Annotated in this window: 26 protein-coding genes and 1 tRNA gene; 16 read left to right on the top strand and 11 right to left on the bottom strand. The window is 68.6% G+C overall.

Going from position 1 to position 24468, the window contains the following annotated elements; genetic code table 11:
* Nucleotides 1-241 precede the first annotated feature (241 nt).
* From ABD970_RS01285 to ABD970_RS01270, 4 genes are read right to left on the bottom strand one after another with little or no spacing between them, the layout of a single operon-like run.
* Nucleotides 242-1612 (bottom strand): VapE domain-containing protein, encoded by a 1371-nt coding sequence (locus ABD970_RS01285; protein ID WP_345293689.1) that lies wholly within the window; start codon nucleotides 1610-1612, stop codon nucleotides 242-244.
* A gap of 17 nt (nucleotides 1613-1629) precedes the next feature.
* Nucleotides 1630-1920: a helix-turn-helix transcriptional regulator gene (locus tag ABD970_RS01280; protein WP_345293688.1), complete on the bottom strand. Its 291-nt coding sequence runs from the start codon at nucleotides 1918-1920 to the stop codon at nucleotides 1630-1632.
* Between the two features lie 9 nt (nucleotides 1921-1929).
* Nucleotides 1930-2682 (bottom strand): hypothetical protein, encoded by a 753-nt coding sequence (locus ABD970_RS01275; protein ID WP_345293687.1) that lies wholly within the window; start codon nucleotides 2680-2682, stop codon nucleotides 1930-1932.
* The gene (locus ABD970_RS01270; RefSeq protein WP_345293686.1) at nucleotides 2679-3533 is read right to left on the bottom strand and encodes a site-specific integrase; all 855 of its coding nucleotides are present in this window, start codon (nucleotides 3531-3533) and stop codon (nucleotides 2679-2681) included. Before ABD970_RS01270 ends, ABD970_RS01275 begins: the two co-directional genes overlap by 4 nt.
* Before the next feature lie 305 nt (nucleotides 3534-3838).
* On the opposite strand from ABD970_RS01270, the gene dusA reads away from it, so the two are divergent.
* From dusA to ABD970_RS01245, 5 genes are all read left to right on the top strand, one after another.
* A complete protein-coding gene (gene dusA / locus ABD970_RS01265; protein WP_345293685.1) occupies nucleotides 3839-4855 on the top strand; it encodes a tRNA dihydrouridine(20/20a) synthase DusA in 1017 nt (338 codons plus the stop codon).
* A 37-nt stretch (nucleotides 4856-4892) separates the two neighbouring features.
* Nucleotides 4893-5807 carry an arginine deiminase-related protein gene (locus ABD970_RS01260; protein ID WP_345293684.1) on the top strand — a complete coding sequence of 305 codons (915 nt, stop codon included), beginning with the start codon at nucleotides 4893-4895 and terminating at the stop codon, nucleotides 5805-5807.
* 265 nt (nucleotides 5808-6072) lie between these two features.
* Nucleotides 6073-6420 (top strand): hypothetical protein, encoded by a 348-nt coding sequence (locus ABD970_RS01255; RefSeq protein ID WP_345293683.1) that lies wholly within the window; start codon nucleotides 6073-6075, stop codon nucleotides 6418-6420.
* A gap of 64 nt (nucleotides 6421-6484) precedes the next feature.
* Nucleotides 6485-7177 (top strand): response regulator transcription factor, encoded by a 693-nt coding sequence (locus ABD970_RS01250; protein ID WP_345293682.1) that lies wholly within the window; start codon nucleotides 6485-6487, stop codon nucleotides 7175-7177.
* A 115-nt stretch (nucleotides 7178-7292) separates the two neighbouring features.
* A complete protein-coding gene (locus ABD970_RS01245) occupies nucleotides 7293-8708 on the top strand; it encodes an ATP-binding protein (RefSeq protein ID WP_345293681.1) in 1416 nt (471 codons plus the stop codon).
* 52 nt (nucleotides 8709-8760) lie between these two features.
* Here the strand turns inward: ABD970_RS01245 and ABD970_RS01240 are convergent, their stop codons facing one another.
* Together ABD970_RS01240 and ABD970_RS01235 are read right to left on the bottom strand one after the other, a co-directional pair.
* Nucleotides 8761-9546 (bottom strand): M90 family metallopeptidase, encoded by a 786-nt coding sequence (locus ABD970_RS01240; RefSeq protein ID WP_425563022.1) that lies wholly within the window; start codon nucleotides 9544-9546, stop codon nucleotides 8761-8763.
* 37 nt (nucleotides 9547-9583) lie between these two features.
* A complete protein-coding gene (locus ABD970_RS01235; protein WP_345293680.1) occupies nucleotides 9584-9859 on the bottom strand; it encodes a hypothetical protein in 276 nt (91 codons plus the stop codon).
* Nucleotides 9860-9987: 128 nt separating this feature from the next.
* Between ABD970_RS01235 and ABD970_RS01230 the strand changes: the two genes are divergently transcribed.
* The 9 genes from ABD970_RS01230 (at nucleotide 9988) to ABD970_RS01190 (ending at nucleotide 16912) form a co-directional block, all read left to right on the top strand.
* A complete protein-coding gene (locus ABD970_RS01230; protein WP_345293679.1) occupies nucleotides 9988-11820 on the top strand; it encodes a DegV family protein in 1833 nt (610 codons plus the stop codon).
* Nucleotides 11821-11872: 52 nt separating this feature from the next.
* Nucleotides 11873-12526 carry a glycerol-3-phosphate 1-O-acyltransferase PlsY gene (gene plsY, locus ABD970_RS01225; RefSeq protein WP_345293678.1) on the top strand — a complete coding sequence of 218 codons (654 nt, stop codon included), beginning with the start codon at nucleotides 11873-11875 and terminating at the stop codon, nucleotides 12524-12526.
* Between the two features lie 4 nt (nucleotides 12527-12530).
* Complete coding sequence (birA, locus tag ABD970_RS01220) at nucleotides 12531-13541, top strand: bifunctional biotin--[acetyl-CoA-carboxylase] ligase/biotin operon repressor BirA (RefSeq protein ID WP_345293677.1); 1011 nt, start codon at nucleotides 12531-12533, stop codon at nucleotides 13539-13541.
* Nucleotides 13538-14305: a type III pantothenate kinase gene (locus ABD970_RS01215; protein ID WP_345293676.1), complete on the top strand. Its 768-nt coding sequence runs from the start codon at nucleotides 13538-13540 to the stop codon at nucleotides 14303-14305. Before birA ends, ABD970_RS01215 begins: the two co-directional genes overlap by 4 nt.
* Before the next feature lie 9 nt (nucleotides 14306-14314).
* Complete coding sequence (locus ABD970_RS01210) at nucleotides 14315-15016, top strand: SPOR domain-containing protein (protein ID WP_345293675.1); 702 nt, start codon at nucleotides 14315-14317, stop codon at nucleotides 15014-15016.
* Between the two features lie 90 nt (nucleotides 15017-15106).
* Nucleotides 15107-15182 (top strand) — tRNA-Thr (locus ABD970_RS01205).
* 96 nt (nucleotides 15183-15278) lie between these two features.
* Nucleotides 15279-16217: an arginase gene (gene rocF, locus ABD970_RS01200; RefSeq protein WP_345293674.1), complete on the top strand. Its 939-nt coding sequence runs from the start codon at nucleotides 15279-15281 to the stop codon at nucleotides 16215-16217.
* A 122-nt stretch (nucleotides 16218-16339) separates the two neighbouring features.
* Entirely contained in the window at nucleotides 16340-16492 is a 153-nt protein-coding gene (locus ABD970_RS01195; protein WP_345293673.1) for an entericidin A/B family lipoprotein, read from the top strand.
* A gap of 219 nt (nucleotides 16493-16711) precedes the next feature.
* Nucleotides 16712-16912 (top strand): CsbD family protein, encoded by a 201-nt coding sequence (locus ABD970_RS01190; RefSeq protein WP_345293672.1) that lies wholly within the window; start codon nucleotides 16712-16714, stop codon nucleotides 16910-16912.
* A gap of 82 nt (nucleotides 16913-16994) precedes the next feature.
* Here the strand turns inward: ABD970_RS01190 and ABD970_RS01185 are convergent, their stop codons facing one another.
* Nucleotides 16995-17813 carry a hypothetical protein gene (locus ABD970_RS01185; RefSeq protein ID WP_345293671.1) on the bottom strand — a complete coding sequence of 273 codons (819 nt, stop codon included), beginning with the start codon at nucleotides 17811-17813 and terminating at the stop codon, nucleotides 16995-16997.
* Between the two features lie 123 nt (nucleotides 17814-17936).
* Between ABD970_RS01185 and ABD970_RS01180 the strand changes: the two genes are divergently transcribed.
* A complete protein-coding gene (locus ABD970_RS01180; protein WP_425563021.1) occupies nucleotides 17937-19262 on the top strand; it encodes a tryptophan--tRNA ligase in 1326 nt (441 codons plus the stop codon).
* A 117-nt stretch (nucleotides 19263-19379) separates the two neighbouring features.
* Here the strand turns inward: ABD970_RS01180 and ABD970_RS01175 are convergent, their stop codons facing one another.
* From ABD970_RS01175 to pdhA, 4 genes are read right to left on the bottom strand one after another with little or no spacing between them, the layout of a single operon-like run.
* Nucleotides 19380-19766: a VOC family protein gene (locus ABD970_RS01175; protein ID WP_345293669.1), complete on the bottom strand. Its 387-nt coding sequence runs from the start codon at nucleotides 19764-19766 to the stop codon at nucleotides 19380-19382.
* Between the two features lie 4 nt (nucleotides 19767-19770).
* Entirely contained in the window at nucleotides 19771-21228 is a 1458-nt protein-coding gene (locus ABD970_RS01170; RefSeq protein WP_345293668.1) for a dihydrolipoamide acetyltransferase family protein, read from the bottom strand.
* Between the two features lie 9 nt (nucleotides 21229-21237).
* Entirely contained in the window at nucleotides 21238-22320 is a 1083-nt protein-coding gene (locus tag ABD970_RS01165) for an alpha-ketoacid dehydrogenase subunit beta (protein ID WP_345293667.1), read from the bottom strand.
* Nucleotides 22320-23390, bottom strand: coding sequence for a pyruvate dehydrogenase (acetyl-transferring) E1 component subunit alpha (gene pdhA / locus ABD970_RS01160; protein ID WP_345293666.1), 1071 nt, complete (start codon nucleotides 23388-23390; stop codon nucleotides 22320-22322). The genes ABD970_RS01165 and pdhA overlap by 1 nt, the downstream gene beginning before the upstream one ends.
* A 158-nt stretch (nucleotides 23391-23548) precedes the next feature.
* On the opposite strand from pdhA, the gene ABD970_RS01155 reads away from it, so the two are divergent.
* Nucleotides 23549-24433, top strand: a complete 885-nt coding sequence (locus ABD970_RS01155; RefSeq protein WP_345293665.1) for a tryptophan 2,3-dioxygenase — start codon at nucleotides 23549-23551, stop codon at nucleotides 24431-24433.
* The last annotated feature ends 35 nt before the right edge of the window (nucleotides 24434-24468 follow it).

Below are 24468 nucleotides of genomic sequence, written 5' to 3'. Positions count from 1 at the left end.
CGGTGTCGTTAACCCCGCAGGCGTACCCCCTCGGGAAGGACCCAAGAATTTCTCAATGAAGCGATGGCGGGTGACGGGTGGTGACGAAATGTTGAGGCTTTCAATACAGTATTGAGTGCTAGTAAGGCCCTGCCACATTCTTTTTAGAACTCATCACCAATCGTCACCAACCGCAATCATCTTGCTAAGAAGCAATGACCTGCGAGGGTGGTGACGAGTTGGTGGTGGGTGGAGAGTCCGTTTAGAGTGGACTAGCGTGGTTGCGATCTCTCACCGCCGACATGTGACAGCCGCTGGTCCTGGCGTGGGGCACGTGATAGACGGTGTACCCTTTGGAGATCTTGCACGCGAAGAGTTTGCGCAGGACCGCGGAGGCCTTCCGTGTGTCCGACTGCTTCGGGTGCATGATCCCGACTTCCGTCAGCACTTCACTGGCGGACATGTAACGACTCGGGAGCGCATCTATGTCATATGATCCCAAGATCATTTCCTCGACGCGGTCCATGCTCCGAAAGCCCTCGTTGTACTTGCCGATAATTACGTTTTCTTGCGGGCTCAGATGCCATGTGTCTCCGCGCTCGATCCAATTCAATGCCTCGGCCCAAGCCTGCTGCATATCGATTTCGTGCTTGTAATTGATGGCGCTGACTTCAATCGGCCAGAAGCGACGGTTGTTCGTGTCGTCCGTTAGGAAGCGCACGTTGTTGACGCTCCCGAAAAATGCCGTTCGTCGCGGGTAGCGATTTGCCGCGCGCGCATAGGGTGGTCGGACCTCGTCAAATCCTCGGCTCAGGAATGCCTTCAGCGCCTCAGTGTCGGACTTGCTAAACGTCGCGCCAATCTCTCCAAGCTCTACAAGCCACTTGCTGATGACGTGCAGGATAGAGTCCTTGTCGTTGACGTTTAGCGCGACGCCATCTGCCTGGTACGGGGTGGGGCAGAGCGTATTGAAGAACCGTGTCTTGCCGATGCCGCCTGTAGGGTCGACAAGAACCAGCACGTGTTCGAACTTCGAAGCATAACCGGACAAGATTGCTGTTGCGCCAAGCATCCACTTCCTGAAGAGGTTCCAGGACAACGCGACCTTGGCAGGGTCCGTGCTTGCGAGCGTCAGACAGTCAAATAGCTGATCGATGCGTGTGGTGCCGTCCCAAGGCTTGGACCGAATCCAGTCAAGTGCCGGGTTGTATTTGTCGCGCTCAGCAAGGGCGTACAGATTACCGGCAGCTTGCGTGTGCGGATAGCTGTTAATTCGGCAAAGGTCTTCGATCAAAGCTAAGTTTGTGTTTCGGGCCAACTCTCCATCCAAAAGTTGGCCGCCCACGCTAACTTCGATTTCGCGAGACAGCTCGTTATAGCGAACGCGAACGTTGTAGGCGCCGACGAGCCGCGACAGGTTTTCAACGGTGCCGTGCGCCCGGAGGAAAGTAGATTCGCCTGTGTCCTTGTCCCGCCTCGTCTCGGTTTGACTGGCGTGGTAGATGGCGCCAGGGTCTTCGAGTGGCGTCGCCAGGCCCTCAGCGGAAAGGAGGGCCTCGTGTTTCGCCTTCAGCGCCTGAAGGGTTACCTGGTCCACCTTTCCGACGGCCTGGTGGTACTCGACCCCAGCCATGAACGCTTGGAGCCCGCTCACAGAATGCCCTCGAAACGCGGGGCGCGCTCGCGCGAGAGTGACTTCAGGTGGTCGGCGACCGCGTCCCGCGGGTATAGAATGCGATTGCCAAGCCGGATGTACGCCGGGCCCTTGCCACGCTTGCGCCATGCCTCAATCGTGGATTGGGTCGCTCCCGCCAAAAGTCGGAAATCTTCCTCTAGGAAGCATTCCAGGTAATCGGCAATGCGCCGAATGCGGTCGATGTTGTTTTCGTGGTCGGTAACCATGGTTCCCCGTCGTCGCCGGCTGGATGCCGGTTCGTGCATGGGTTCATTTCACCGGACCGGCTGCTTGCTCGATCCTCTTTTGATCTTCTCTTTTTGTACATCAACGAAGTTGCGCTTCGACTTGGCCTCGAGAAGGCCTGAACGAAGCGTTCCCAATCCCAATTCCGCGCCAACAAGTTCTCCCAGCTTCCCTGCGAAATTAGAGAACCAACTGGCGTTGTTGCTTGGGGGCCAGCTCCCGCAAAGCTCGAAGTGGTAGTCAGCCAGACGAGAGACTAGGGCACGTGCGCGATCCTGAGCGCGCTTCACCGTGCGACCTACCTGTAAATTGTCATTGGCTCGCTCTGTGACGCAGGCGAGTACCTGAAGCCTATTCCATAGGTCCTCCAAGAAATCTGAGAGTCCATGGCGATCCCGCAATTGAATTGCTGCCTCTTCGGAGATCACTGGTGGGTCGTCATATCCAACCTCTCGAGCGAACGCTGCCAGGTGTTCGATATTCGACTCACTCAGGTTCTCAAGGGCTCCCAGGATTCCCTTGTCGCCGCCGATGGAATGGATTATCGCCGTGAGTTGGGCTCGCTCCTCCAAGGCAGGTGTATCACCATGCCGTGGCTCCGTCACGAGAACCATGGCAAATTTGAGGAATCTAGCTCGTCGCCCGCTTTCCGCATCCCCGTCAAGGGAAGAGTCGGATAGGAAGCGCAATAGGAGCGAACGTTCTGCCTCTGGGATGACAGAAGGGTCAATCCAGTAGCCCGCCTCCGAGAGCGAAAAGTCTGGCTTTTCACGCTTTTTCATTCGGCTTCGCTCTTGTTCAAGGCTGCATGCACGTCTTCAGCCTTAATGGATGTATACCGGCGCAACATCACCCACGTCTTGTGTCCGGTGAGTAGAGCCACGCGCGGGATGTCGAGGCCTAGCCGGAAGAACTGCGCCGTCGCTTTGTGACGGAGGTCGTGGAAGTGAAGATCTTCAATACTCGGCTCGGTCGCCTTGCAGGCTCGGGTGAATGCCGTCGACACGGAGTTCGCATTCACACCGAATACCGTTCCGGTTTCTCGATCACCAATGAGCTCCGAAAGGATTGCAGCCGCATCAGGAAGTATCGGCACAGTCTGGTTGTTTCCGATCTTGTTACGTGGGTCTTTTCGGTCACGAATCACGGCAGTTTTTCGCGTTAAGTCGACGTCTTCGACCCTGAGAGCGCAAATCTCGCCGAGCCGAAGGCCGGTCGCCAGCGCGAAGCGGCAAATTATTTCCATGTTGATCCGCTGCTGAGGACGTGCTTGCCAGTGGGCATAGAGCCGAGTCATCTCTTCGTCCGTCGGCTCGCGCTCGCGCTCCTTACTTCTGGTTTCGAGGCCCCGGTGCTTCAACGATGCACGAGCTTGGGCGGGGAGATCGGCCGGCAAATCGAGGTGCCGCGCATGACGGCCCCATTTGAGCACTGCGCCCAAGAAGGACAGGTCTGCGGCGATGGTCACTCCGCCGGCGCCATCCTTCACGCGGCGATCGACGAAGTCCCGAAGGACAATTGCACACAACGCGGAGAGCTTCACCTTGCCCAAGCGCTCCTTTAGCATCGCCAGAGTGGCCGTCTTCGTCTTGCCGCCCTTACTCGCCCCGGATTCGCGGTACGCGTCGATCAAGTCCGCCAGGGTCGCGCCCTTGGGTGGCTGCGCGTGGCCGCTCACGGCAACCTGGCGCGCTTGGCCTTCGACCACTCGTGCCCAAGACTCAGCGTCGCGTTTCAGAGGGAAGGTGGCTGCTCGATAGAATCCAGATCGCCTGACCTGAACGCGCCAATTGCCCGAGGGGAGCCTTGTGAAAGAGGCCATGTGTGCAGTATGTGTCCGTACAAACGTTGCCCAGATGTTACCCGGATAATCCTCTCGTGTGCGCTGCATGTGCACCAGATACCGCACACGGCCCGTTTAAGCCCATTTGATAACTGGTGAAAACGATTAATAAACAAGATGTTATGGATGTCAGGCTATCCGTCGCACCGATGATGGACTGGACCGACAGCCACTGCCGGGTGTTCCACCGCCTGCTGGCGCCGCACGCGAGGCTGTACACCGAAATGGTGCACGCCAATGCGGTGATCCATGGCGACCGGGGTCGCCTGCTGGCGATGGATCCCGTCGAGCACCCGGTGGCGCTGCAGCTGGGCGGCAGCGAACCGGCGCTGCTGGCGCGCGCGGCCGTGATCGGTGCCCAGCGGGGTTTCGACGAGATCAACCTCAATGTCGGCTGCCCGTCCGACCGCGTGCAGGCCGGGCGCTTCGGCGCTTGCCTGATGCGCGAGCCAGGACTGGTGGCCGACAGCGTGGCGGCGATGGGCGAGGCCGTCGCCGCGTTGCCGCGGCCGGTGCCGGTGACCGTCAAGTGCCGGCTTGGCGTGGACGACGACCACGAATTCGACCGCTTCCTGGCGTTCATCGACACGGTTGCCGCGGCCGGCTGCCGGATGTTCGTGGTGCACGCGCGCAATGCATGGCTCCAGGGGCTGTCTCCCAAGCAGAACCGTGAAGTCCCACCGCTGCGATACGACTGGGCGTACGCGCTCAAGCGCGAGCGCCCGGGGCTGGCGGTGGTGGTGAACGGCGGGATCGCGACGCTGGACGAAGCCACGGCGCACCTGGCGCACGTCGACGGCGCGATGCTCGGCCGCGCGGCCTACCACGACCCCTACCTGTTGCACTGCCTGGACGTGGAATGGTTCGGCGGCGAGCGCCGTTCGCGGGCGTCGCTGTTGCGCGACCTGCGGCCTTACGTCGAAAGGCAGCTGGCCGAAGGAGTATTCCTCAAGCATGTCACCCGGCACCTGCTGGGGCTGTTCCATGGGCAGTACGGTGGACGCGCGTTCCGGCAGGTCCTGAGCGAGGGCGCGCATCGCCCCGGCGCCGACTGGTCGCTGGTGGAGGCGGCGCTGGCGGTGACCGGTGACGCGGCGCGAGCCGCGGCATGAACGTCTTGCCGGCCCTGGACATGCCACAGGGGGCGCCGTGATCACGCGCGACGTCGCCGCATTCCTCGCGCGGGCCCGCGCTTGCGCCCGGGACTTCGGACCGGCGACGGCGCGGGCGGCCTTCCTGGTCTCGCCGGACGGGTTTGGCCGTGCGGCCGAGTCCGCGTCGGACAACCGCTACATGGCGGCCGGCGATTCCGCCTTCGATGCCGCGCGCGCCACGCAGGAGCACCGGCGCTTGCAGCAGGACCTGGCGCAGGACGTGCCCGTGTTCTGCTTCGCGGGCCTGCCGGGGGCGCCGGACGGGTTGTTCCCGAACAACGTCTTCGCGACGGTGCCCGGACGGCTGGTCGTCGGCCGGATGCGCCATGCGGTGCGCCGGCGCGAGGCGGAGAGGCAGGACATCCGTCGCTGCTTCACGGAGCTGATGGGCTACGACGAGTGCGACCTCTCGGCCCAGCCCCATCCTTGCGAACTCACCGGCGCGCTGGTGATCGACCGCGCGCGCGGCCTCGGGTTTTGCGGACTGTCCGAACGCTGCGACGAAGCCGGCGCGCGCCTCATGCACGAGGCCTTCGGCTTGCGCGCAACCTTGCTGTTCGACCTGGCGCCCGGTGAATACCACGCCAACGTGGTGCTGGCGGTGCTCGCCGGCCACGCGGCGTTGCTGTGCCCGCGGGGGTTCGCCGATCCGGACGTCGTGGCCGCGATCGCGGCCTTGTACGCCCCTCACGCGCTGCTGCTGTCCAGTGAAGAGCAGGCGGGACTCGCCGGCAATGCCATCGCTCTCGCCCCCGGCCGGGCGTGGATGAGCGCCCGTGCCGAAGCGACGCTGTCGGCCGTCACCCGCGCGGGCCTGGAGGCCGCCGGATTCCGGGTCGGGTCCGTACCGCTCGATGCGATCGAAGCCGCGGGCGGCTCCTTGCGCTGTTGCGTGGCCGAGGTCTTCTAGGGCGATCGCGGGCCGACTTCGCGGCGGCGAGGCGATGGGCGGCGCATGCCGAAGCCCCGGTAAGTCCCATTCGACTGAATGGCGCCCATGTGTAAACTAAAAGTTAAGGACGGATTCACAGCCCCGCCGCGAGAATCCACGTCCTGGGTTCAGCCTGGTCCCGCTACCGTGCTTTTGCGGCGGCTCGACCCTTACCCACGCCCTGCCACCGGCGCCGCGGGCGAATCCCCACCCACCCGGGCCCACCCGACCAAGGATTGACCCGATGACCTTGCGCCACTCCCTGCCGATGCTGAGCCTGGCCGCCGCTGCCCTGTTGGCAGTGGCCGTGCCAGCGAACGCCCAGCAGAAACGGGAACGCGACCGCGGCGGGGAAAGCGCCGAGCGCGGCATGGACCGGGGTTCGCGCGGGGGCCGACAGGACACCTTGTCGGACTCCATCCGCCGGGTCGAGCGCAGCACGCGCGGACAGGTGCTGCGCGCCGAGCGCATGCAGTCCGATGGTCGCGACGTCAATCGGATCAAGGTGGTCGACGACAGCGGTCGCGTCCGGGTGTACCTGGACGATCCCCGGCAGCGTCCCTCGAGGTCTACACGCGGCGACGACGACTGAATACGCACCCTAGGCCGCAAGACCATGGGCTGGCGAGCCGCCGGCCCTGACATTGGAGAAACGCATGCGCATCCTGCTCGTCGAAGACGAAGCCCCCCTGCGTGAGACGTTGGCCGCGCGCCTGAAGCGCGAGGGGTTTGCCGTTGACGCCGCCGCCGACGGGGAGGAGGGCCTGTACATGGGCCGCGAGGTGCCTTTCGATGTCGGCATCATCGACCTGGGCCTGCCCAAGATGTCGGGCATGGAACTGGTCAAGGCGCTGCGCGACGAGGGGAAGCAATTCCCGGTGCTCATCCTGACCGCGCGTTCGAGCTGGCAGGACAAGGTCGATGGGCTCAAGCAGGGCGCCGACGACTACCTGGTCAAGCCCTTCCACGTCGAGGAACTGCTGGCGCGGATCAACGCACTGGTGCGGCGTGCCGCGGGCTGGAGCAAGCCGACGCTGGAATGCGGCGCGGTGACGCTCGACCTGGCGGCACAGACGGTGACCGTGCACGGACAGAACGTCGACCTGACCAGCTACGAGTACAAGGTGCTCGAATACCTGATGATGCATGCCGGCGAACTGGTGTCCAAGGCAGACCTCACCGAGCACATCTACCAGCAGGACTTCGACCGCGACTCCAATGTGCTCGAGGTCTTCATCGGGCGGCTGCGCAAAAAGCTCGACCCGGAAGGTTCGCTGAAGCCGATCGAAACCGTGCGTGGCCGCGGCTACCGCTTCGCCATCCCGCGCAGCACCGAAGAAGACACCTGACCGCGGGCCGGATGCGTGCCGCGGCCCGAGCAGGCACAATCAGTCCCGTTGCACGCCATCGCCCGCCATTCGCGGGCGATGGTCTTTGCGGGTAGGCGTGCCCAGGGGATCACTGATGCGTAGGCGGGAAAGATCGCTGCCTTGGCGACCGCGCTCGCTGCAGGCGCGGCAACTGCTCGCGGCCAGCCTGGGCCTGGTCGCGTTCCTCGCGCTCGCCGGCTATGCGCTCGACCGTGCGTTCGTCGACGTGGCGGGGCAAGTGCAGCGCGACCGGCTGCGCAACTTCGCCTCGGCCTATGCAGGCGACATCGATTTCTTCCGAAACGGCGAGATCTACGTGCCCGAAAGCCCGCCCGACGAGCGCTTCGAGCGCCCCGGCAGCGGCTTGTACGCCGAGGTCGTACTGCCCAACGGCAGCTGGATGTCGAGCTCGGCGCAAGGCCCGCAGCTGCCCGCCGCGGCGATGCTCGCCGGGGGCGAGGAGCGTTTCGAGGGGCCGCTGCCCATCACCAACAGCGACGGCAGCCGCGGCGAGGTCTTCCGCTACGGGCGCGGCCTGATCTGGGCCATCGAGCGCCGCCCCGAGGCCGAATTCCCGTACACCATCTGGATCATGGAGGACGCCGGCACGCTGCCGCGGCAGGTGCGCGTGTTCCGGCAGGCCTTGTGGGGCTACCTGGGCATCGCCGGCTTCATCCTGCTCCTGCTGCAGGCGGTGATCCTGCGCTGGAGCCTGTGGCCCCTGCGGCGGGTCGTGAGCGAACTCAAGCGCGTGCAGCGCGGGCAGGCCAACCGGATGAGCGAACGCCATCCCCGCGAGCTCGAGCCATTGACCGACAGCATCAATGCGTTGATCGACAGCGAGCGGCAGAACCTGGACCACCAGCGCAACACCATGTCCGACCTGGCGCACAGCCTGAAGACGCCGCTGGCGGTGCTGCGCACCCGCCTAGACAGCGATGCCAGCGAGTCCGAATTGCGCGAAGAGGTCGCGACCCAGCTCCGGCGGATGAACGACCTCGTGGGCTACCAGCTGGGCCGGGCGGCGTCCGCCGGCCACAAGCTCTTCGCCGCCCCGGTGGAGATCGACGGGCATGCCGAGCAGGTCGTGCGCGGCCTGGAGAAGATTTACGTCGGCAAGGGGGTGATCTGCGAATTCGAGCTGGATCCGGAAGCGCGCTTCCACGGCGAGCCCGGCGACCTGCAGGAACTGCTCGGCAACCTGCTGGAGAACGCGTTCAAGTGGGCGCGGACCCGGGTGCTGCTGACCACGCGCCGCGGCGACACGGCTCCCAATCGCCGGCCGGGACTGTACCTGTCCGTGGACGACGACGGTCCGGGCATCCCGCCTGAACGCATCGCGCATGTCCTGCAGCGCGGCGTGCGTGGCGACGAACGGGTGCAGGGCCACGGGATCGGCCTGGCGATCGTGCAGGACATCGTCCGCAGCTATCGCGGCGAGCTGGAGGTGGGGCATTCGGAGGAGCTGGGCGGCGCCCGCTTCGAGGTCAAGTTGCCGCCCGGCTTGTGAACCTGCCAGGCGCGCGGGCAGCGATGCGGGGGCCAAGGGCCCGGGCCGACCATCAGGTGGCGGGAGGCAGTTCCCGCGGCCGCCGGGCGGCGAACGGCGAAGGTCCGTAGAAGCGCGCGAGGTGCCTCGCGACGTCGGGCAAGTCGCGCTGCAGGGTGGCCGGATCGCTGAAGTGGTACTCGCTGCACACGGCGAAGAATTCGTCCGGGGCCTCGGCGGCATAGGGATCGATCGCGGTGTCGTTGCCGCCGTCCACCTCGGCCACGAAGCGATCGTAGGCGGACTGGAAGTCGCGGGCCCACTCGCGTTGCCAATCGCGCGGCAGCGGCGGCGTGCCGTCGAGCAGGCCGTCCAGCGCGTCGAGCTTGTGCGCCATCTCGTGGACCGCGACGCAGAATCCGCCGTCAGGCGCATCGAGTTCCCCCTCGATGTCGCCCCAGGACAGGATCAGCGGACCTCGGTCCCAGGATTCGCCAATCAACTCCTGGTCGGACCGATGCAGCACGCCCGCGGCATCGACGTGGTCGTGCTGCGTGCGGAAGGCGTCGGGATACACGATCAATTCGGACCAGCCGTGCAAGCCCTCCGTCCCGAACTCGATCAGCGGCAGGCAGCACAACGCGGCGAGGATCGTGCGCTGCGTCCCGTCCAGCGCCAGGCCCGCGACCGGGGTGATGGTCTTGTCGTGCAGGAAGCGCGCTGCCAGCGCCCGCAGGCGCGCTTCGCGCGCGCCATCGAGCGGAGGGATCCATGGCACCCGGCCGCGGACCGCCTGCCAAAGCGCAGGCGGAATGGGTTCCGGGGTGGTGGCGAACAGCCGGTCGAACAGGCGTCGCACGCGCGGGCGCGGACCGGATGCGTCCTTCAGTGCTGGCTCAGCGGAACATGCCCGGCAGGAAGCTGTGCCAGCGCGGGGGCTTCACCGTGGTCTGCTCGCCGCCGCGGCTGACGGCCGGCTTGTCGGCGCGGCTGCGCGCGGTGGCCGACGCAGGCTTGCCGGCGCGCACGAGCGGGGCTTCTTCGCCACCGGCCGCGATCGCCTCGGGGCAGGTGCCGCCGTCGCCATTGGCGCCGGAGCGCTGAACCCCGCCGGCAGCCACCGACATGCTGGCGCACAACAGCAGCAGGAAGCTCATGAGTCTCAGCGACATGGTCGTCTCCCGGACCGGATGGCGAGGTGGCACCCCTCGAATAGTACCTTGGATGCACGGACGTGGCAGACCGTTGCATGCTGCAGTGCAGCAGCCGCCGTGGCGTCGCTCGGGCAGACTGCCAGACGATGACAGCTGATCCGGATCCGCCACTGACCGCCGCCATGCTGCGACGGGCGCTGGTCGTCGGCGCGCAGCGAGTGGTGGCCGGCCGCGAGCATCTCAACCGCATCAATGTCTTCCCGGTCGCCGATGGCGACACCGGCAACAACCTCGCCTTCACCTTCGGCGCGCTGCTCAATGGCGCGTTGGCGGTGCGGCGCGACCACCTGGGGGAGATGCTGCTGGCCATTGGCGAAGAGGCCATCGACGGTGCGCGCGGCAATTCCGGCGCTATCCTGGCGCAATTCCTGCACGGGGTGGCCGAGGATGCACGGCGTTGCAAAGCGCTCGACGCAACGGGCCTGGCCGCTGCCGTCGGCAACGGCGCACGGCAGGCGCGTGGCGCGCTGGCGAACCCGGTCGAGGGCACGATGCTGAGCGTGATGGACCGCTTCGCCGAGGCCTTGCGTGCATGCACGGTCGTGGGCGAGGGGTCGCCGCGCATGGCGTTCCTGGGCGCGATGGCGGAGGCTCGACGCGCGCTGGCGGACACGACCGCGCAGATGTCCGTGCTGCAACGCGCCGGCGTGGTCGACGCCGGTGCGCGGGGGTTCGTCGACCTGCTGGAAGGCATCGCCGAATACGCCGAGGCTGGGCAGCGCGTGGCGCCCGCGCAGGTCGTGGGTCCTGTGCCATCGGCACCGGCCAGCCACGGGGCCGAGGAGGCGATCGACCCCTCGTGCCGCTGGTGTACCGAGTGCCTGCTCATCGGCGAAGCGCTCGATCGCCGGCGCGTAGGGGCGGCGCTGGAAGCCCTGGGCGCCGACTCCGTGGTGCTGGCCGGGGGCGCGACGCGGCTGCGCGTGCACGCGCACGTCGGCGCGCCGCAGGCGCTGTTCGATGCCTGTGCCGGCTTCGGCGCCGTCGAGGGCATGAAGGCCGACGACATGCTGCTGCAGGCCCGGAGCGTCGCGTCCGGGTCGGCGGTCGCCGTGGCGACCGACAGTGCCGCCGACCTGCCTGCCGCGATCGTGGAGCGCCATGGCCTCCACGTGGTCCCGGTCCGGGTCAACGTGGGCGGCTGCGATTACCTGGACAAGGTCGGGCTGGCGACCAGCGATTTCTACCGACGGATGGAGCAGGCGCGTGAGCTGCCGCGCACCAGCCAGCCGCCGCCGGGGGATTTCCGGCGGGTGTTCGATTTCCTGGCGGCGCATCATGCCGAGGTCGTGTACGTCGGCCTGTCGGGCGCCGTGTCGGGCACGCTGCAGTCGGCCGAGCATGCGGCGGCACGCGTCGCGACAGGCGGGATCCGGGTGTTCGACAGCCTCAATGCCGCCGGCGGACAGGCGTTGCTGGCGTGGCGCGCCGCGGAGCTGGCCGAAGCGGGCCAGGGCGCCGAAGCGATCTTGCTTGAACTCGAGCGGCTGCGACCGATCACCCCGACCTGGGCGATGGCGCGCGACATCACGCACGCCGTGCGCGGCGGCCGCATCCCGGCCTGGGCCGCTCCCGCGGTGCGCTGGACGGGGCTGACCCCCGTGGCCCGCATTCGTCCCGATGGCAGGCTCGCCATTGCCGGGGGGCTTTTCGCCAAGGCGCGGGCACCGGAAGCGTTCGCCGCCTATGTCGCCAGGCGCGCGGCGGGCGCCACGGGCGATTGGCCCGGACCCTGGCGAGCCATCATCGGCCATTGCGATGCGCGCGCCGGCGGGGAGCGCATGCTCGATGCCCTCCAGCGGCGGCTGGACCTCGTCGATCCCTGGCTGGTGGAAACGGGACCGGCGCTCGGGGCACATGCGGGACGGGGGACGCTCGTGGTGTCGCTGCAACCTTTCGCCCGCGGCGATCGCGGATGAGGCCGCGGGGGCGTCGTCGATGGTTCCGGTGTTGTCGCCCATAATCGCCACGATGCCCAGCTGGTTGCCATCGTTGTCGATCCTCGCGGTTGCCTACCTGGTCGGTTCGCTGTCGGGCAGCCTGCTGCTGGGCCGGATGCGCGGCGTGGACATCCGCACCCAGGGCAGCGGCAATGCCGGGGGCACGAATGCGTTCCGGACCCAGGGCCCGGGGTTCGCGATCCCCGTCGTCGTGTTCGACGTCGGCAAGGGCGCGCTGGCGGCGTGGCTCGGGATGCGCTTCGCGCCGCAGGTCGAGGGATATCCCGGGGCGACGGCGCATGGTTATGCGGCGGCGTTCGCCGCGGTGCTCGGACACGTCTGGCCGCTGTGGCACGGGTTCCGCGGTGGGAAGGGGGCCGCCACCCTGGCCGGTGGCGTGCTGGTGCTCTGGCCTTGGGTCGCGCCCGTGTTGCTGGTCGCCTGGATGGCGGTGATCCTCGCGACGGGCTACGTCGGCCTGGCCACGGTGGTGGCCGGGCTCTCGCTGGTGCTCGCGGCGTGGTGGACGGAGGCCGCACCGCCGCGGATGTGGTTCAGCGTCGCCGCGGCCGGGCTGCTGCTGTTCTCGCACCGTGGCAACCTGCGCCGCCTGCTGCGTGGCGAGGAATCGCGGTTCCAGCGCGCCCGCCTGCTGCACCGGCTGTGGCGGACGCGCGGCGGGTGAGCAGGTGAGCGACGCCGATCGCGATCTGCTGCTCCGCCTGCGCGACGGTGTCGTGTCCGGCGACGTGCTCGCGCGCGAGGCCGGACAGACCCGCGCGGCGGTCTGGAAGCGGATCGAGGCGCTGCGCGCCTCCGGCGTCGGCATCGTGGCCCGACCCGGGCGCGGCTACGCGCTCGAGCAACCCGTGGACCTGCTGGATGCCGGCCGCATCCGGGGCCTGCTGTCTGCCGAAACGATGGCACTGCTGGCGGAACTGGACGTCGCATGGTCGGTGGATTCGACCAATGCCGAACTGCTGCGTCGCCAGGCACCCGCCGCCGGCACCGACGTGCTGATGGCGGAGCGCCAGACCGCGGGCCGCGGCCGTCGTGGCCGCGAGTGGGCCTCGCCCCTGGCGGCCAACCTCTACCTGTCGGCCTCGCGCCTGTTCGCCGGCGGGCTGGCACGGCTGGGCGGACTCAGCCTCGTGGCCGGCGTGGCGGTGGCGCAGGCACTGCATGGCCTCGGTTTCCGCGCCGTCCAGCTGAAGTGGCCCAATGACCTGGTGGTGGCGGACCCCGGTGTCGCCGGCGGCCTCCGCAAACTGGGGGGGCTGCTGGTCGAAGGCGGCGGGGAGCACGCCGGGCCGGTGCGGGCGGTGGTCGGGATCGGGCTCAACATCCGCATGCCGCCATCGGCCGCGGGCGTCATCGGGCAGCCCTGGATCGACCTGGCCTCGCTGGACGCGGCGTTGCGCCCCGACAGGGACGCCCTCGCCGCAGCCGTGCTGGAGCGCCTGTTGCCCGCCCTGTCCCGCTTCGACGCCGCGGGCCTCGGGCCCTTCCTCGAGGCGTATGCGACCTGCGACGCACTGGCCGGCAAGGCCGTCGACGTCCAGACCGGGCGCGGCGTGGTGGCCGGGACCTGTCTTGGCGTCGCTGCCGACGGTGCGCTGCGCATCCTCGACGGCGACGGGGAGCGCAGCTTCCACGCTGGTGAAGTCAGCGTGCGCGCTTCCGGCGAGGCCGCGCCATGACGGGCACCGACGCCTGGGTCTTCGACCTGGGCAATTCCCGGCTGAAGTTCGCGGCGCTCGAGCCCGGGGGCTGGCTCGGCGACATGGCGGCGGTGCCCCACGCCCAAGGAGCATTCGCGGCGGGATGGCAGTCTGCGCTGCCGACCCGGATTGGCTGCGCCTGGATCGCGAGTGTCGGCCCGCCTGGCCTGCTGCAGCAACTGACCGCCGCATTGGAGTCGCGCGGGGGACAGATTGGCATGGCCTCGACGGTGCCGCATTTCGCCGGCATCACCATCGCGTATGCCCGACCCGAACGGCTGGGCGTGGACCGGCTGCTGGCGATGGCGGCGGCCCGCGCACGCGATCCATCGCCGGCGCTGGTCGTGGGCGTGGGGACGGCGCTGACCCTGGACCTGGTCGATGCCGAGGGTCGCCACCGCGGTGGCCGCATCGCGCCGTCGCCGTCGCTGATGCGCGAAGCGCTGCAGCGTCGCGCGCCGCACCTGCCGCTCGACGGTGGCGAGTACGTGGAGTTCGGGATCGATACGGCCGCGGCCCTGGCGTCGGGCTGCGTCGGCGCGGCGATGGGGCTGGTCGAGCGCAGCCGTCGAGAAGCGCGGGCCTTGCTCGGTTCCGAGCCACGGGTCTGGCTGCACGGCGGCGGCGTGGCCACCTTGCCCGAGCCGCTGGAAGGGGCGACGCACGCGCCGGCGCTCGTGCTCGAGGGCCTGGCGCTTTGGGCGCGTCGCGAGACCGGGGACCCCGCGCCGTCGCTCGGCTAACATCGCGCCATGTTCGCGCGTGCCCTGATCGTCCTGCTGGTGGTGCTAAACCTCGGGGTTGCCTCGTGGTGGCTGGCCCGGCCGTCGGCGGACGCCGAGCCCCCCGCCGCCCGTCGCGCGGAGGGCCCGCAGCTGTTCCTGCTGGAGGAAGTGCCCGTGCGGCAGCGGTCGATGGCGCCTTCCCCGTCGGTGGCGGGGGACGGTGCACCGGTGGCCGCGAGCGTGGACGAGGTTGATGCCGTGGCCCCGGCGGAAGTGCGCTGTTTCTCCCTGGGACCCTTTACCGATGCGACCGCCGCCGCCGCGGCGCGCCGGGCGCTAGCGGGCTCGGGGTTGCGGGACATCCGCATGCGGGAGCAGGCGATCGCCGCCCGCGGCTGGAGCGTGGCGATGCCTCCGCTGGCCGACCGCGCGGCGGCCAATGCGATGGCGGCTCGCCTGCGCGAGGCCGGCTTCGAGGACCTGTTCGTGCTCTCCAGTGGCGCGTCGGCCAACGGCATCGCGCTGGGCCGCTACGGCAACGAGACGTCCGCCCGTCAGCGGGTCGAAGCGTTGCGCGAGGCTGGGTTCGAGGCCGTGGCGAGTCCGGTGGGCGAGGGCGGTTCGCGGGTCTGGCTGGACGTCGCCGCCGACTCGGACGCTGTCGCCTCCGCCGCCCGGCGCGCCAGCGGCGCCGACGTCCTCGAGCCGCGCGACTGCGCGGCGCAGTGACGCGGCGCCGGCGCATGCGCCCGCCGGGGCGGGCCGGCGCCGCCCTCGCGCTAGAATGCGCGTCCGGACGCAGGCCGCGTCCCGCCCCATGCCGGCATAGCTCAGTTGGTAGAGCAACCGCCTTGTAAGCGGTAGGTCCCCAGTTCGAATCCGGGTGCCGGCACCACCGCGGTGCCGCGGGTCCCGTCGCAGTGCCTCGCACGCGCTGGCGCGACGGAACCGCGACATCGCTGGTCCACCCGGCAGGTTCCCTGGAGGATTCATGAGCGACTCCCGTTCGAGCAGCAAATACCCGCCTGTCGCGATCTTCGGCGTGCCCACCGACGTCGGTGCCGGCACCCGCGGCGCGTCGATGGGACCGGAGACGCTGCGCGTCGCCGGGCTGGTGGAGGCGCTTCAGGCGCGCGGCGTGGACGTGCAGGACTGCGGCAACCTCGAAGGGCCGCGCAACCCCTGGCAGGCGCCGGTCGAGGGATATCGCCATCTCGACGAAGTCGTCGCCTGGAACCGCGCGGTGATGGAGACGTCGGCGTCAGTCCTGGGCGACGGCCGCCTGCCGATCCTGCTCGGCGGCGACCATTGCCTGGCCGTGGGCTCGATCGTCGCCGTCGCACGGCACTGCCGGGACGCCGGCAAGAAGCTGCGCGTGCTCTGGCTGGACGCGCATGCCGACTTCAACACCCACGACCTCACCCCCTCGGGCAACGTCCATGGCATGCCCGTGGCCTGCCTGTGCGGGATCGGGCCGCGCGCACTGACCCACCTTGGCGGGGACGCACCGGCCATCTCGCCCGCGGACGTGCGCCAGATCGGCATCCGGTCGGTGGACCAGGGCGAGAAGCGCCTGGTCAAGGAACATGGCCTGGACATCTACGACATGCGCTACATCGACGAGGTCGGAATGAAGCGCGTGATGGAGGAGGTGCTGGAGGGCGTCGACGAGGACACCCACCTGCACGTGAGCTTCGACGTCGACATGCTGGATCCCGCCATCGCGCCAGGCACCGGCACCCGCGTCCCCGGCGGGGTCGATTACCGCGAAGCGCAGCTGATCATGGAAATGATCGCCGACACCGGACGGCTGGGGTCGCTGGACATCGTCGAGGTGAACCCGGCGCTTGACCTGCGCAACGCCACGGCGGTGCTGGCGGTCGACCTGGTCGAAAGCCTGTTCGGCAAGTCGACGCTGATGCGGGACTGACGGCGGGGCCGCGACATGAGGCGCCCTGCACGCCGCGTTCACGACAAGGTGCGGTTACATTCAGAAGGCGGGACGCAGACTTGCTCCCCGTGGTCCACACCACTCGATTCCAGGAGAGTCCCATGAAGCGTTTGATTTCCCTGATGCTGCTTGTCTTGTTCGCAGCCAGCACGATGACCGCCTGCAACACCGTCAAGGGCGTCGGCAAGGACGTCGAGAAGGTCGGCGACGAGATGCAGGAAGCCGCCGACGAAACCGGCGGGACCAACCCGTAACGCGGGATCGCCGTGTCGCCGCCCGCAGGGCGGCAGCGGATGGAGAAAGCCGGCATGTCGCCGGCTTTTTTCATGCCCGCCTGAACGATCGAGGCAAGTAAAGGTTTTCGCAACGTTTCCTTGATCCGGGACTGACCTGCGAAGTCGCACCATGGTCGCTCGGTCCGCGGCACCCGTGTGAGCGGATCGAGACTCCCCCGGAATACGGAGACACCACGCATGAACAAGGACATCATCGAAGGCAACTGGAACCAGCTCAAGGGCAAGGCCCAGAGCAAGTGGGGCAAGCTCAGCGACGACGTGTTCGATGTCGCGGAAGGCAACCGCACCTACCTGTGCGGCAAGCTCCAGGAGCAGTACGGCTGGGATCGCGACCGCGCAGAGCGCGAGATCGACGAGTTCGAGCGCACCCTGAACTGACCAGCGATTCTCTTCCCCATGTTCCACGACGACGGGCCGGCCTTGCCGGCCCGTCTGCTTGTGCAACCAACATTTGTCGCCGTCACCAGCCCGGCGGGTCGGTCACGAATCCGCCGGGGAAGGCGCGCGGTCCTTCGTGCCGATGGCCATACCGGTACGGCTGCGGCAGGATCCCGCGTGCCGCCAGGGTGTCGACGTCGTCGTAGCGCAGCTGGATGACCTGTGCCGGACTGCGCGACGCGCGTTCGAAGCCCGTGCGCGCCACGGGCGCCCACTGGCGCGCGCCGTGGCCGGTGCCGATGCGCTGCCGCGCGACGCCACCGCCATAGGCCGAATCGGCGGCAGCCGACTCGGACTGCGTGGCTTGCGCGGCAGGTGCATGCGCCCGGGACGCGTTTCCGGCGCTGTCCTGGCGCGCGATCGGCGGGCCGATCGGCGACGGCGGTGGATAAAACGTGCGTTCGCGGAACACGGCGATGCCGATGGTGCCGACGTTGTCCGGGCGCCCGGTCCGCGCGGCGTAGCTGTCGGGGAGGTCGGTGAACACGAACTGGGCGACGTCGTCGAGCGACTTGCGCCATCCGTCGATCTCGGTGCTTTGCCAGGGCGCCAGCACGTACCCCGCCTGCGCGGGGTGGGCGGTTTCCCCGGTGACCGCGTTGACGCCGTCAACGGACAGCACCACGAGCACGCGCTCGCCGGTGGTGTTGGTCAGCCGCACGGCGTAGCGGTGGCCGGGCCTCCCGGCGATCCAGTGGTCGCCGCGGTGGTGGTATTCCGGCAGCCATTGCCCGGTGTCGCGATCCACGACGTCCATGCGGACCAGCGGTCGTGCGGACAATGGCGAGCAGGCCGTGGCGGCGACCAGGCTGGCGAGCAGAAGCAGGGGTTTTCGGAACATCGCGGTGGCTCCCGTGGATGGGCAGCGAGTGCCCGGCAGGACCTCCAACGCACGTCGCAAGGGAACGGGGTTGCCGGACGGCGGGTAAACTGGCCCATCACCGCGCCGACCGCCCAAGCATCCATGACCACCCGCGTCCTGACCGGCATCACCACTTCCGGAACGCCCCACCTGGGCAACTACGTCGGCGCGATCCGTCCGGCCCTGGCGGCCAGCGCCAGGGACGGCGTGGAGAGCTTCTTCTTCCTCGCCGACTACCACGCACTGATCAAGGTCACCGATCCGGCGCGGGTGCAGCGCTCGACGCTGGAGATCGCGGCGACCTGGCTGGCCTGCGGACTGGATCCGGACAGGGTCTGGTTCTACCGCCAGTCCGACGTGCCCGAGACCACGGAGCTGACCTGGCTGCTGACCTGCGTCGCCGGCAAGGGCTTGCTCAACCGCGCGCATGCATACAAGGCGGCGGTGGACCGGAACCGCGAGGCCGGCGAGGACGACGATGCGGGCGTCACCGCTGGCTTGTTCATGTACCCGGTGCTGATGTCCGCCGACATCCTGCTGTTCAACGCGCACCAGGTGCCGGTGGGTCGGGACCAGGTGCAGCACATCGAGATGGCGCGCGACTTCGCGCAGCGGTTCAACCATGTGTATGGCGCGCATTTCACCTTGCCCGAGGCGATCGTCGACGAGCAGGTGGCGACGCTGCCGGGCCTGGATGGACGCAAGATGTCCAAGAGCTACGACAACACCATCCCGCTGTTCGCGCCGCGCCGCCAGCTGGAGAAGCTGGTGTACGGCATCGTCACGGACTCGCGTGCCCCGGGCGAGCCCAAGGATGCCGAGGGCTCGAACGTGTTCCAGCTGTACCGGGCCTTCGCCAGCGACGCCGAAACCGCCGCGTTCCGCCAGGCCTTCGCCGACGGCATCGCCTGGGGCGAAGCCAAGCGGCAACTGTTCGAGCGGATCGATGTCGAGATCGCGCCGATGCGCGAGAAGTACGAGGCCCTGATCGCGCATCCCGAGCGCATCGAGGCCCAGCTGCGCGATGGTGCGCAGCGCGTGCGCGCCCGCTACGCGACGCCTTTGTTGCAGGCCTTGCGCGATGCGGTCGGATTGCGCGACCTGGGCAAGCGTGCCGCCACCGGCGCCGGGGAGCGGGCGGGCACGGCGTCCGCGCCGGTGTTCAAGCAGTACCGGGAAAGCGACGGGACGTTCCACTTCAAGCTTGTCGACGGCGAGCGCGAACTGCTGCACAGCGACGCGCACGCTTCCCCCCGCGACGCCGGCCACTTGGTCGCGCGGCTCAAGGCCGATGCCGGCAGCGCGATCCAGGCGCTCGAGGACAGGACCCTGCGGCTGGAAGGCGACCTGGTCGGGCACCTGTGCGAAGGCGTGCTGGTGGAAGAACTGGCCGAGGCGCTCGCGCGGTTCGCGGAAGACGCGGCATGACCGTGGTGCCGTGCGACCGTCGGCGGCCCTGGGCCAAGGCTGGCAGCCGTCCCGCAGTGCCTGTCGGGTCGTGACGGGTTAAGCCGCTGCCGGCACGCCATGCGCGCGGCGTGCGGCTCACTTCCAGGCGTTCGGTTCCTGGCCCCGTTCGGGGTGGTGCATCTTCACCACGCAGAAGCGCTGGCCGGTGGGGGCTTCCATCACCCACCAGCGCTTGACGAACGCGATCTTCCTGGCGCCGAGCCGTTCGAGCCGCGCGGCCTCGGCATCGACGTCGTCGGCCTCAATGTCCAGGTGCACGCGCGAGTCGTGGTCGACCTTCTGGACTTCGACATGCAGGTCGCCGGGCGTGGCCTCGAACTGCTGGTACTCGCTGTCCGCGTCGCCGGCGTCCCGGTCGGCCACGCGCATGCCCAGCGCCCGCGCCCAGAAGTCAGCCGCCGCGTCGAGGTCGTCGACGCGGCAGTCGATGATGAACCCGGCGAGCCGGCTGCGGTGGGCCACCGCGTCAGTCCGGCGCGGACAGGTCTTCGAGCAGCGCGGCCAGGAAGCGCGCCGCCTCGCCGCCGGTGCAGGCGCGATGGTCGAAGGTCAGCGAGATCGGCATCCTGCGGTGCACCTCGACGCCGCCCATGACCGCGACCACGTCGTGCGCCAGCTTGCCGGCGCCGACGATGGCGACGGTCGGCGGCACCACCACCGGGGTCGCGTAGCGCCCGGCGAACATCCCGAAGTTGGAAAGCGAGATGGTGTAGCCGCTGAGTTCGGACGCGGGGATGCTGCGGTCCTGGACCTGCGCGCGCAGGCGCTGGATGGCCTGGCGCACGCCGCCGGCGTCGAGCATGTCGGCGTTGCGCAGGGCTGGCACGAACAGGCCGTCGTCGGTGTCCACGGCGATGCCGATGTCCACGTGCGGGTGCAAGGTCCGCACCAGCTTGTCGCCGTCGAACCAGGCGTTGAGCGCGGGCACCACCTTGCAGGCGGCCACGATGGCGCGGATCAGCCGCGCGGTGATGTCCTGCTTGCCGTTCCAGCCATGCAGGTCGGCGTCGTCGCACAGCGTCGTCGGGACGACCTTGGCGTGCGCGTCGGCCATCACCCGGGCCATGTTGCGGCGCACGCCCTTGAGCTGCTCGGGCTGGCCGCTGGCGGATTCACCCGGCGGACGGGTCCGCATGGGCTTGCCGGCCGCGGACAGCGCGGTGCGCTGGGACGCGTCGCGCATCGCCACCGGAGCCGCACCGGTCGGACCCGGGTGCGCTGCACGCGCCCGGGCGCCCGCCGGCGCGCTGCCATCGGCGGCAGCCTGCTTGACGTCGGCCATGGTGACCACGCCGTCCTTGCCGGTGGCGCGCACGCGGCCCAAGTCGACCTTGAGCTTGCGCGCCATCGCGCGCACCGCGGGCATGGCCTTCACGCCACCCACCGCGCTGGCCTGCTCGCTGCGCACGGCGTCGGAGGACTGCATCGCGCCGACCACGGTGCCGCTGTCGGCGCGCTCGCCGTCGCCGTCTCCGGCTTCGGACTTCTGCTCGGGCTGGCGGCCGCCGTCGTGCTCGATCGCGCCGCCCTCGCTGGAGGCCACCAGGCGGTCGTCGGGCATCGGGTCCTGGCTGCCCACGCCTTTATCCGGCCGGCCCTTGCCCCCGGTCTCCTTGCCGCCGCCGGACGGGCCGTGGTGGTGGCCGGTGTCCTGGCCTTCGGCGCGCTGCGGCGCGTCGGGGTCGACCTCGAATTCCGCCAGCATCGTGCCGGTTTCGACCACGTCGCCGGCGGCACCGGCGAGCTTGATCACCGTGCCGGACACCGGGGACGGCACCTCGACCACGGCCTTGGCCGTCTCCATGGAGACGAGGTTGTCGTCCAGGCGGATGGTGTCGCCTTCCTTGACGAACCATTCGACGATGGTGGCGTCGGGCAGGCCTTCGCCGAGGTCGGGAAGCTTGAAGGTTTTCTTGTCGGCCATGTTCGTTCCTTAGCTGGCGTCGAGCGTGCGTTGCACCGCTGCGACGATCTTGTCGACGCTGGGCAGGAATTTCATCTCCAGCCGGAACAGCGGGATATGGGTGTCGTAACCGGTGACGCGCTCGACCGGGGCGACCAGGTCGTACATCGACTCCTCGGCCAGGCGTGCGGCGATCTCGCCACCGAAGCCGGCGGTCTTGGCGGCCTCGTGCACGATCACGCAGCGCCCGGTCTTGGCCACCGACTCGGCGATGGTGTCGAAATCCAGCGGCGTCAGGGTGGCGACGTCGATGACCTCGGCGCTGATGCCCTGTCCGGCCAGCACTTCGGCGGCCTCCAGCGTCTCCTTGACCTGCGCGCCCCAGCTCACCAGGGTGACGTCGTTGCCGTCGCGCAGCACGTAGCACACGTCCAGCGGCAAAGCCTCGCCGTCGTCGGGCACCAGCTCCTTGTACTGCCGGTAGATGCGCTTGGGCTCGAAGAAGATCACCGGGTCCGGGTCGCGGATCGCCGCCAGCAGCAGGCCGTAGGCACGCGCCGGCGACGACGGCATCACCACGCGCAGGCCCGGGACGTTGGTGAAGATCGCCTCGTTGGCCTCGCTGTGGTGCTCGGGCGCACGGATGCCGCCCCCCCAGGGCACGCGCAGCACCATCGGGCAGTGCAGGCGGCCGCGGGTGCGGTAGCGCATGCGCGCGGCATGGCAGACGATGAAGTCGACCATCGGGTACATGAAGCCGTCGAACTGGGCCTCGGCCACCGGCTTCATGCCCTGCGAGGCCATGCCGACGGTGAGGCCGGCGATGGTGGTCTCGTCCAGCGGGGTGTCGAGCACGCGCGAATCGCCGAACTCCTGCTGCAGGCCGGCGGTGGCGCGGAACACGCCGCCGTTGACGCCGACGTCCTCGCCCAGGACCACGACCGCCTCGTCGTGGCGCATCTCCCAGGCCAGGGCCTGGGTGATGCCTTCGATCAGGGTGATCGGCGCGGGCTCGGCCGGCGCGGACGTCGCAGCCTGCTTCGCGGGCCCCTTCTTCGCTGCGGCCTGCTTGCCGTCGGGCTTTTTCGACGGTGCATTCTTTTTCGTGGCCATCAGCGCTTCTCCCACGCGATGGCGGCTTCGCGCTGCGCCAGCAGGTCGGCGGGCATGTCCGCGTAGAGGTAGTCGAACATGGCCTCGACCGGCTGCACCGGGCATTCGAGGTAGGCGTTGATCTCGACGTCGACCCGCTTGCCGCATTCCTCGATCCAGGCCTTCTCCTGCTTGTCGTCCCAGGCCTTGGCGGCGACCAGGTACTTGCGCAACCGCAGCATCGGCTCGACCTCCCAGGCGTCCTTGACCTCCTGCTCGCCGCGATAGCGACGGGCATCGTCGGCGGTGGTGTGGTCGTGCAGGCGGTAGGTGAGGAACTCGATGACGCTGGCACCTTCTCCCTTGCGCGCGCGTTCGGTGGCACGGCGCATCGCCTCGAGCACCGCGACCAGGTCGTTGCCGTCCACCTGCAGGCAATGCAGGCCGCCGGCGATCCCCTTCTGCGCAAGCGTCTTCGCGCCGGTCTGCGCCGTGCGCGGCACCGAGATCGCCCAGCCGTTGTTGATCACGCACAGCACCAGCGGCAGCGAATAGGCGCCGGCGGAGTTCAGGGCCGCGTAGAAATCGGCCTTCGAGGAACCGCCGTCGCCGCAGCAGGCCACGGCGATGCGCTTCTGCTTGCGAAGCTGGAACGACAGCGCCGCCCCGGCCGCCATCAGGCACTGCGTGGAGATCGGCACGCACCAGGGGTAGTCGTTCTTCGGCCCTTCGAAGTCATTGCCGCGCTCGTCGCCGCCCCAGTACATCAGCACCTCGCGCGGCTTCACGCCACGCATGAACTGGGCGCCGTACTCGCGGTAGCTGGGAGCGAACACGTCGTCGGGTTCCATCGACGCACCGATGCCGACGTGGGTGGCCTCGTGGCCGAGGCTGGCGGCGTAGGTGCCCAGCTTGCCGGTGCGCTGCAGCCGGATCGACTTGTCGTCGAAGGTGCGCACGAACAGCATCTGCTTGAACAGCGGCACCAGTGCCTTGGCATCCTTGACCGCCGGCGGCAGCTTGCCCTTGAGCTTGCCGTCGGGGCCCAGGTATTGCAGGTATTCGATTTCGAACTTGGCGGCGACGGTCATCCGGTCGAACCTTGGCGTCGGGAAGGCACCGATGATAGCGAATCGTCCCTTCCGGGTCGGCGCCGGGTGGCAGACACCGGGCCGGGGCCTGCGGGTGGGACGATGCGGGACGCGGGAGTCGCGGCGCGTGCGTGGGGGGTGCCGGGTAGAATCGGGCCATGAGCATCGACCGCAACGAGCGCCCCCTCGAGGAGGGCATCCACACCGACCTGTCCGGGCGGATGACCTACGGGGGCTACCTGCACCTGGATCGCCTGCTCTCGGCGCAGCAACCGGTGTCCGTTCCGCCGCACCACGACGAGATGCTGTTCATCCTCCAGCACCAGGTCTCGGAGCTGTGGATGAAGCTGATGATCCACGAACTGACGGCGGCCATCGGCTACCTCCGCCAGGACGAGCTGGGGCCTTGCCAGAAGATCTTCGCCCGCTGCAAGGCCGTGCTGCGGCAGCTGACCGAGATGTGGTCGGTGCTGGAGACGCTGACGCCGTCGGAGTACATGGAGTTCCGCGAGATCCTGGGGCCGTCGTCCGGCTTCCAGTCGCTGCAGTACCGCACCATCGAATTCCAGCTCGGCAACAAGAACGCGGCCATGCTCAAGGTCTTCGGCCATGACGCCCGCGGCGCGGGGCTGCTGCGGGAGGCGCTGGAGTCGCCCAGCCTGTACGACGAAGCGCTGCGCCACCTGGCCCGGCAGGGACACCCGGTCCCGGAAGCGCACGTCGAGCGCGACTGGTCGCAGCCGCACGTGTTCGACAAGGCGCTGGTGCCGGTGTTCGAACGCATCTACGAGGACCGCGAGCGCCATTGGGCCGAGTACCACCTGTGCGAGGACCTGGTGGACCTGGAGACGCAGTTCCAGCTCTGGCGCTTCCGCCACATGCGCACGGTGATGCGGATCATCGGCTTCAAGCGCGGCACCGGGGGCTCCAGCGGGGTCGGATTCCTCAAGCAGGCCCTGGAGCTGACCTTCTTCCCGGAGCTGTTCGAGGTGCGCACGGTCATCGGGCCGGGCGGGGCATACGGCACCGCGCCACCGGCCTGACTCGCGCTGCTAGGATGCGCGGCAGCGTCCATCGA

This window comes from Luteimonas vadosa, assembly GCF_039543545.1.
Lineage (GTDB): Bacteria > Pseudomonadota > Gammaproteobacteria > Xanthomonadales > Xanthomonadaceae > Luteimonas > Luteimonas vadosa.
The sequence above is the reverse complement of the archived record's forward strand: the minus strand, read 5'-3'. Positions and strand labels throughout refer to the sequence as shown.

Bases quoted from the DNA above. Each gene is read 5' to 3' on its own strand.
- ABD970_RS01285 (WP_345293689.1), bottom strand. From the start codon at position 1,612: ATGGCTGGGGTCGAGTACCACCAGGCCGTCGGAAAGGTGGACCAGGTA.
- ABD970_RS01280 (WP_345293688.1), bottom strand. From the start codon at position 1,920: ATGCACGAACCGGCATCCAGCCGGCGACGACGGGGAACCATGGTTACC.
- ABD970_RS01275 (WP_345293687.1), bottom strand. From the start codon at position 2,682: ATGAAAAAGCGTGAAAAGCCAGACTTTTCGCTCTCGGAGGCGGGCTAC.
- ABD970_RS01255 (WP_345293683.1), top strand. From the start codon at position 6,073: ATGACCTTGCGCCACTCCCTGCCGATGCTGAGCCTGGCCGCCGCTGCC.
- ABD970_RS01250 (WP_345293682.1), top strand. From the start codon at position 6,485: ATGCGCATCCTGCTCGTCGAAGACGAAGCCCCCCTGCGTGAGACGTTG.
- ABD970_RS01245 (WP_345293681.1), top strand. From the start codon at position 7,293: ATGCGTAGGCGGGAAAGATCGCTGCCTTGGCGACCGCGCTCGCTGCAG.
- ABD970_RS01235 (WP_345293680.1), bottom strand. From the start codon at position 9,859: ATGTCGCTGAGACTCATGAGCTTCCTGCTGCTGTTGTGCGCCAGCATG.
- ABD970_RS01230 (WP_345293679.1), top strand. From the start codon at position 9,988: ATGACAGCTGATCCGGATCCGCCACTGACCGCCGCCATGCTGCGACGG.
- plsY (WP_345293678.1), top strand. From the start codon at position 11,873: ATGCCCAGCTGGTTGCCATCGTTGTCGATCCTCGCGGTTGCCTACCTG.
- ABD970_RS01215 (WP_345293676.1), top strand. From the start codon at position 13,538: ATGACGGGCACCGACGCCTGGGTCTTCGACCTGGGCAATTCCCGGCTG.
- ABD970_RS01210 (WP_345293675.1), top strand. From the start codon at position 14,315: ATGTTCGCGCGTGCCCTGATCGTCCTGCTGGTGGTGCTAAACCTCGGG.
- rocF (WP_345293674.1), top strand. From the start codon at position 15,279: ATGAGCGACTCCCGTTCGAGCAGCAAATACCCGCCTGTCGCGATCTTC.
- ABD970_RS01195 (WP_345293673.1), top strand. From the start codon at position 16,340: ATGAAGCGTTTGATTTCCCTGATGCTGCTTGTCTTGTTCGCAGCCAGC.
- ABD970_RS01190 (WP_345293672.1), top strand. From the start codon at position 16,712: ATGAACAAGGACATCATCGAAGGCAACTGGAACCAGCTCAAGGGCAAG.
- ABD970_RS01185 (WP_345293671.1), bottom strand. From the start codon at position 17,813: ATGTTCCGAAAACCCCTGCTTCTGCTCGCCAGCCTGGTCGCCGCCACG.
- ABD970_RS01180 (WP_425563021.1), top strand. From the start codon at position 17,937: ATGACCACCCGCGTCCTGACCGGCATCACCACTTCCGGAACGCCCCAC.
- ABD970_RS01170 (WP_345293668.1), bottom strand. From the start codon at position 21,228: ATGGCCGACAAGAAAACCTTCAAGCTTCCCGACCTCGGCGAAGGCCTG.
- ABD970_RS01165 (WP_345293667.1), bottom strand. From the start codon at position 22,320: ATGGCCACGAAAAAGAATGCACCGTCGAAAAAGCCCGACGGCAAGCAG.
- pdhA (WP_345293666.1), bottom strand. From the start codon at position 23,390: ATGACCGTCGCCGCCAAGTTCGAAATCGAATACCTGCAATACCTGGGC.
- ABD970_RS01155 (WP_345293665.1), top strand. From the start codon at position 23,549: ATGAGCATCGACCGCAACGAGCGCCCCCTCGAGGAGGGCATCCACACC.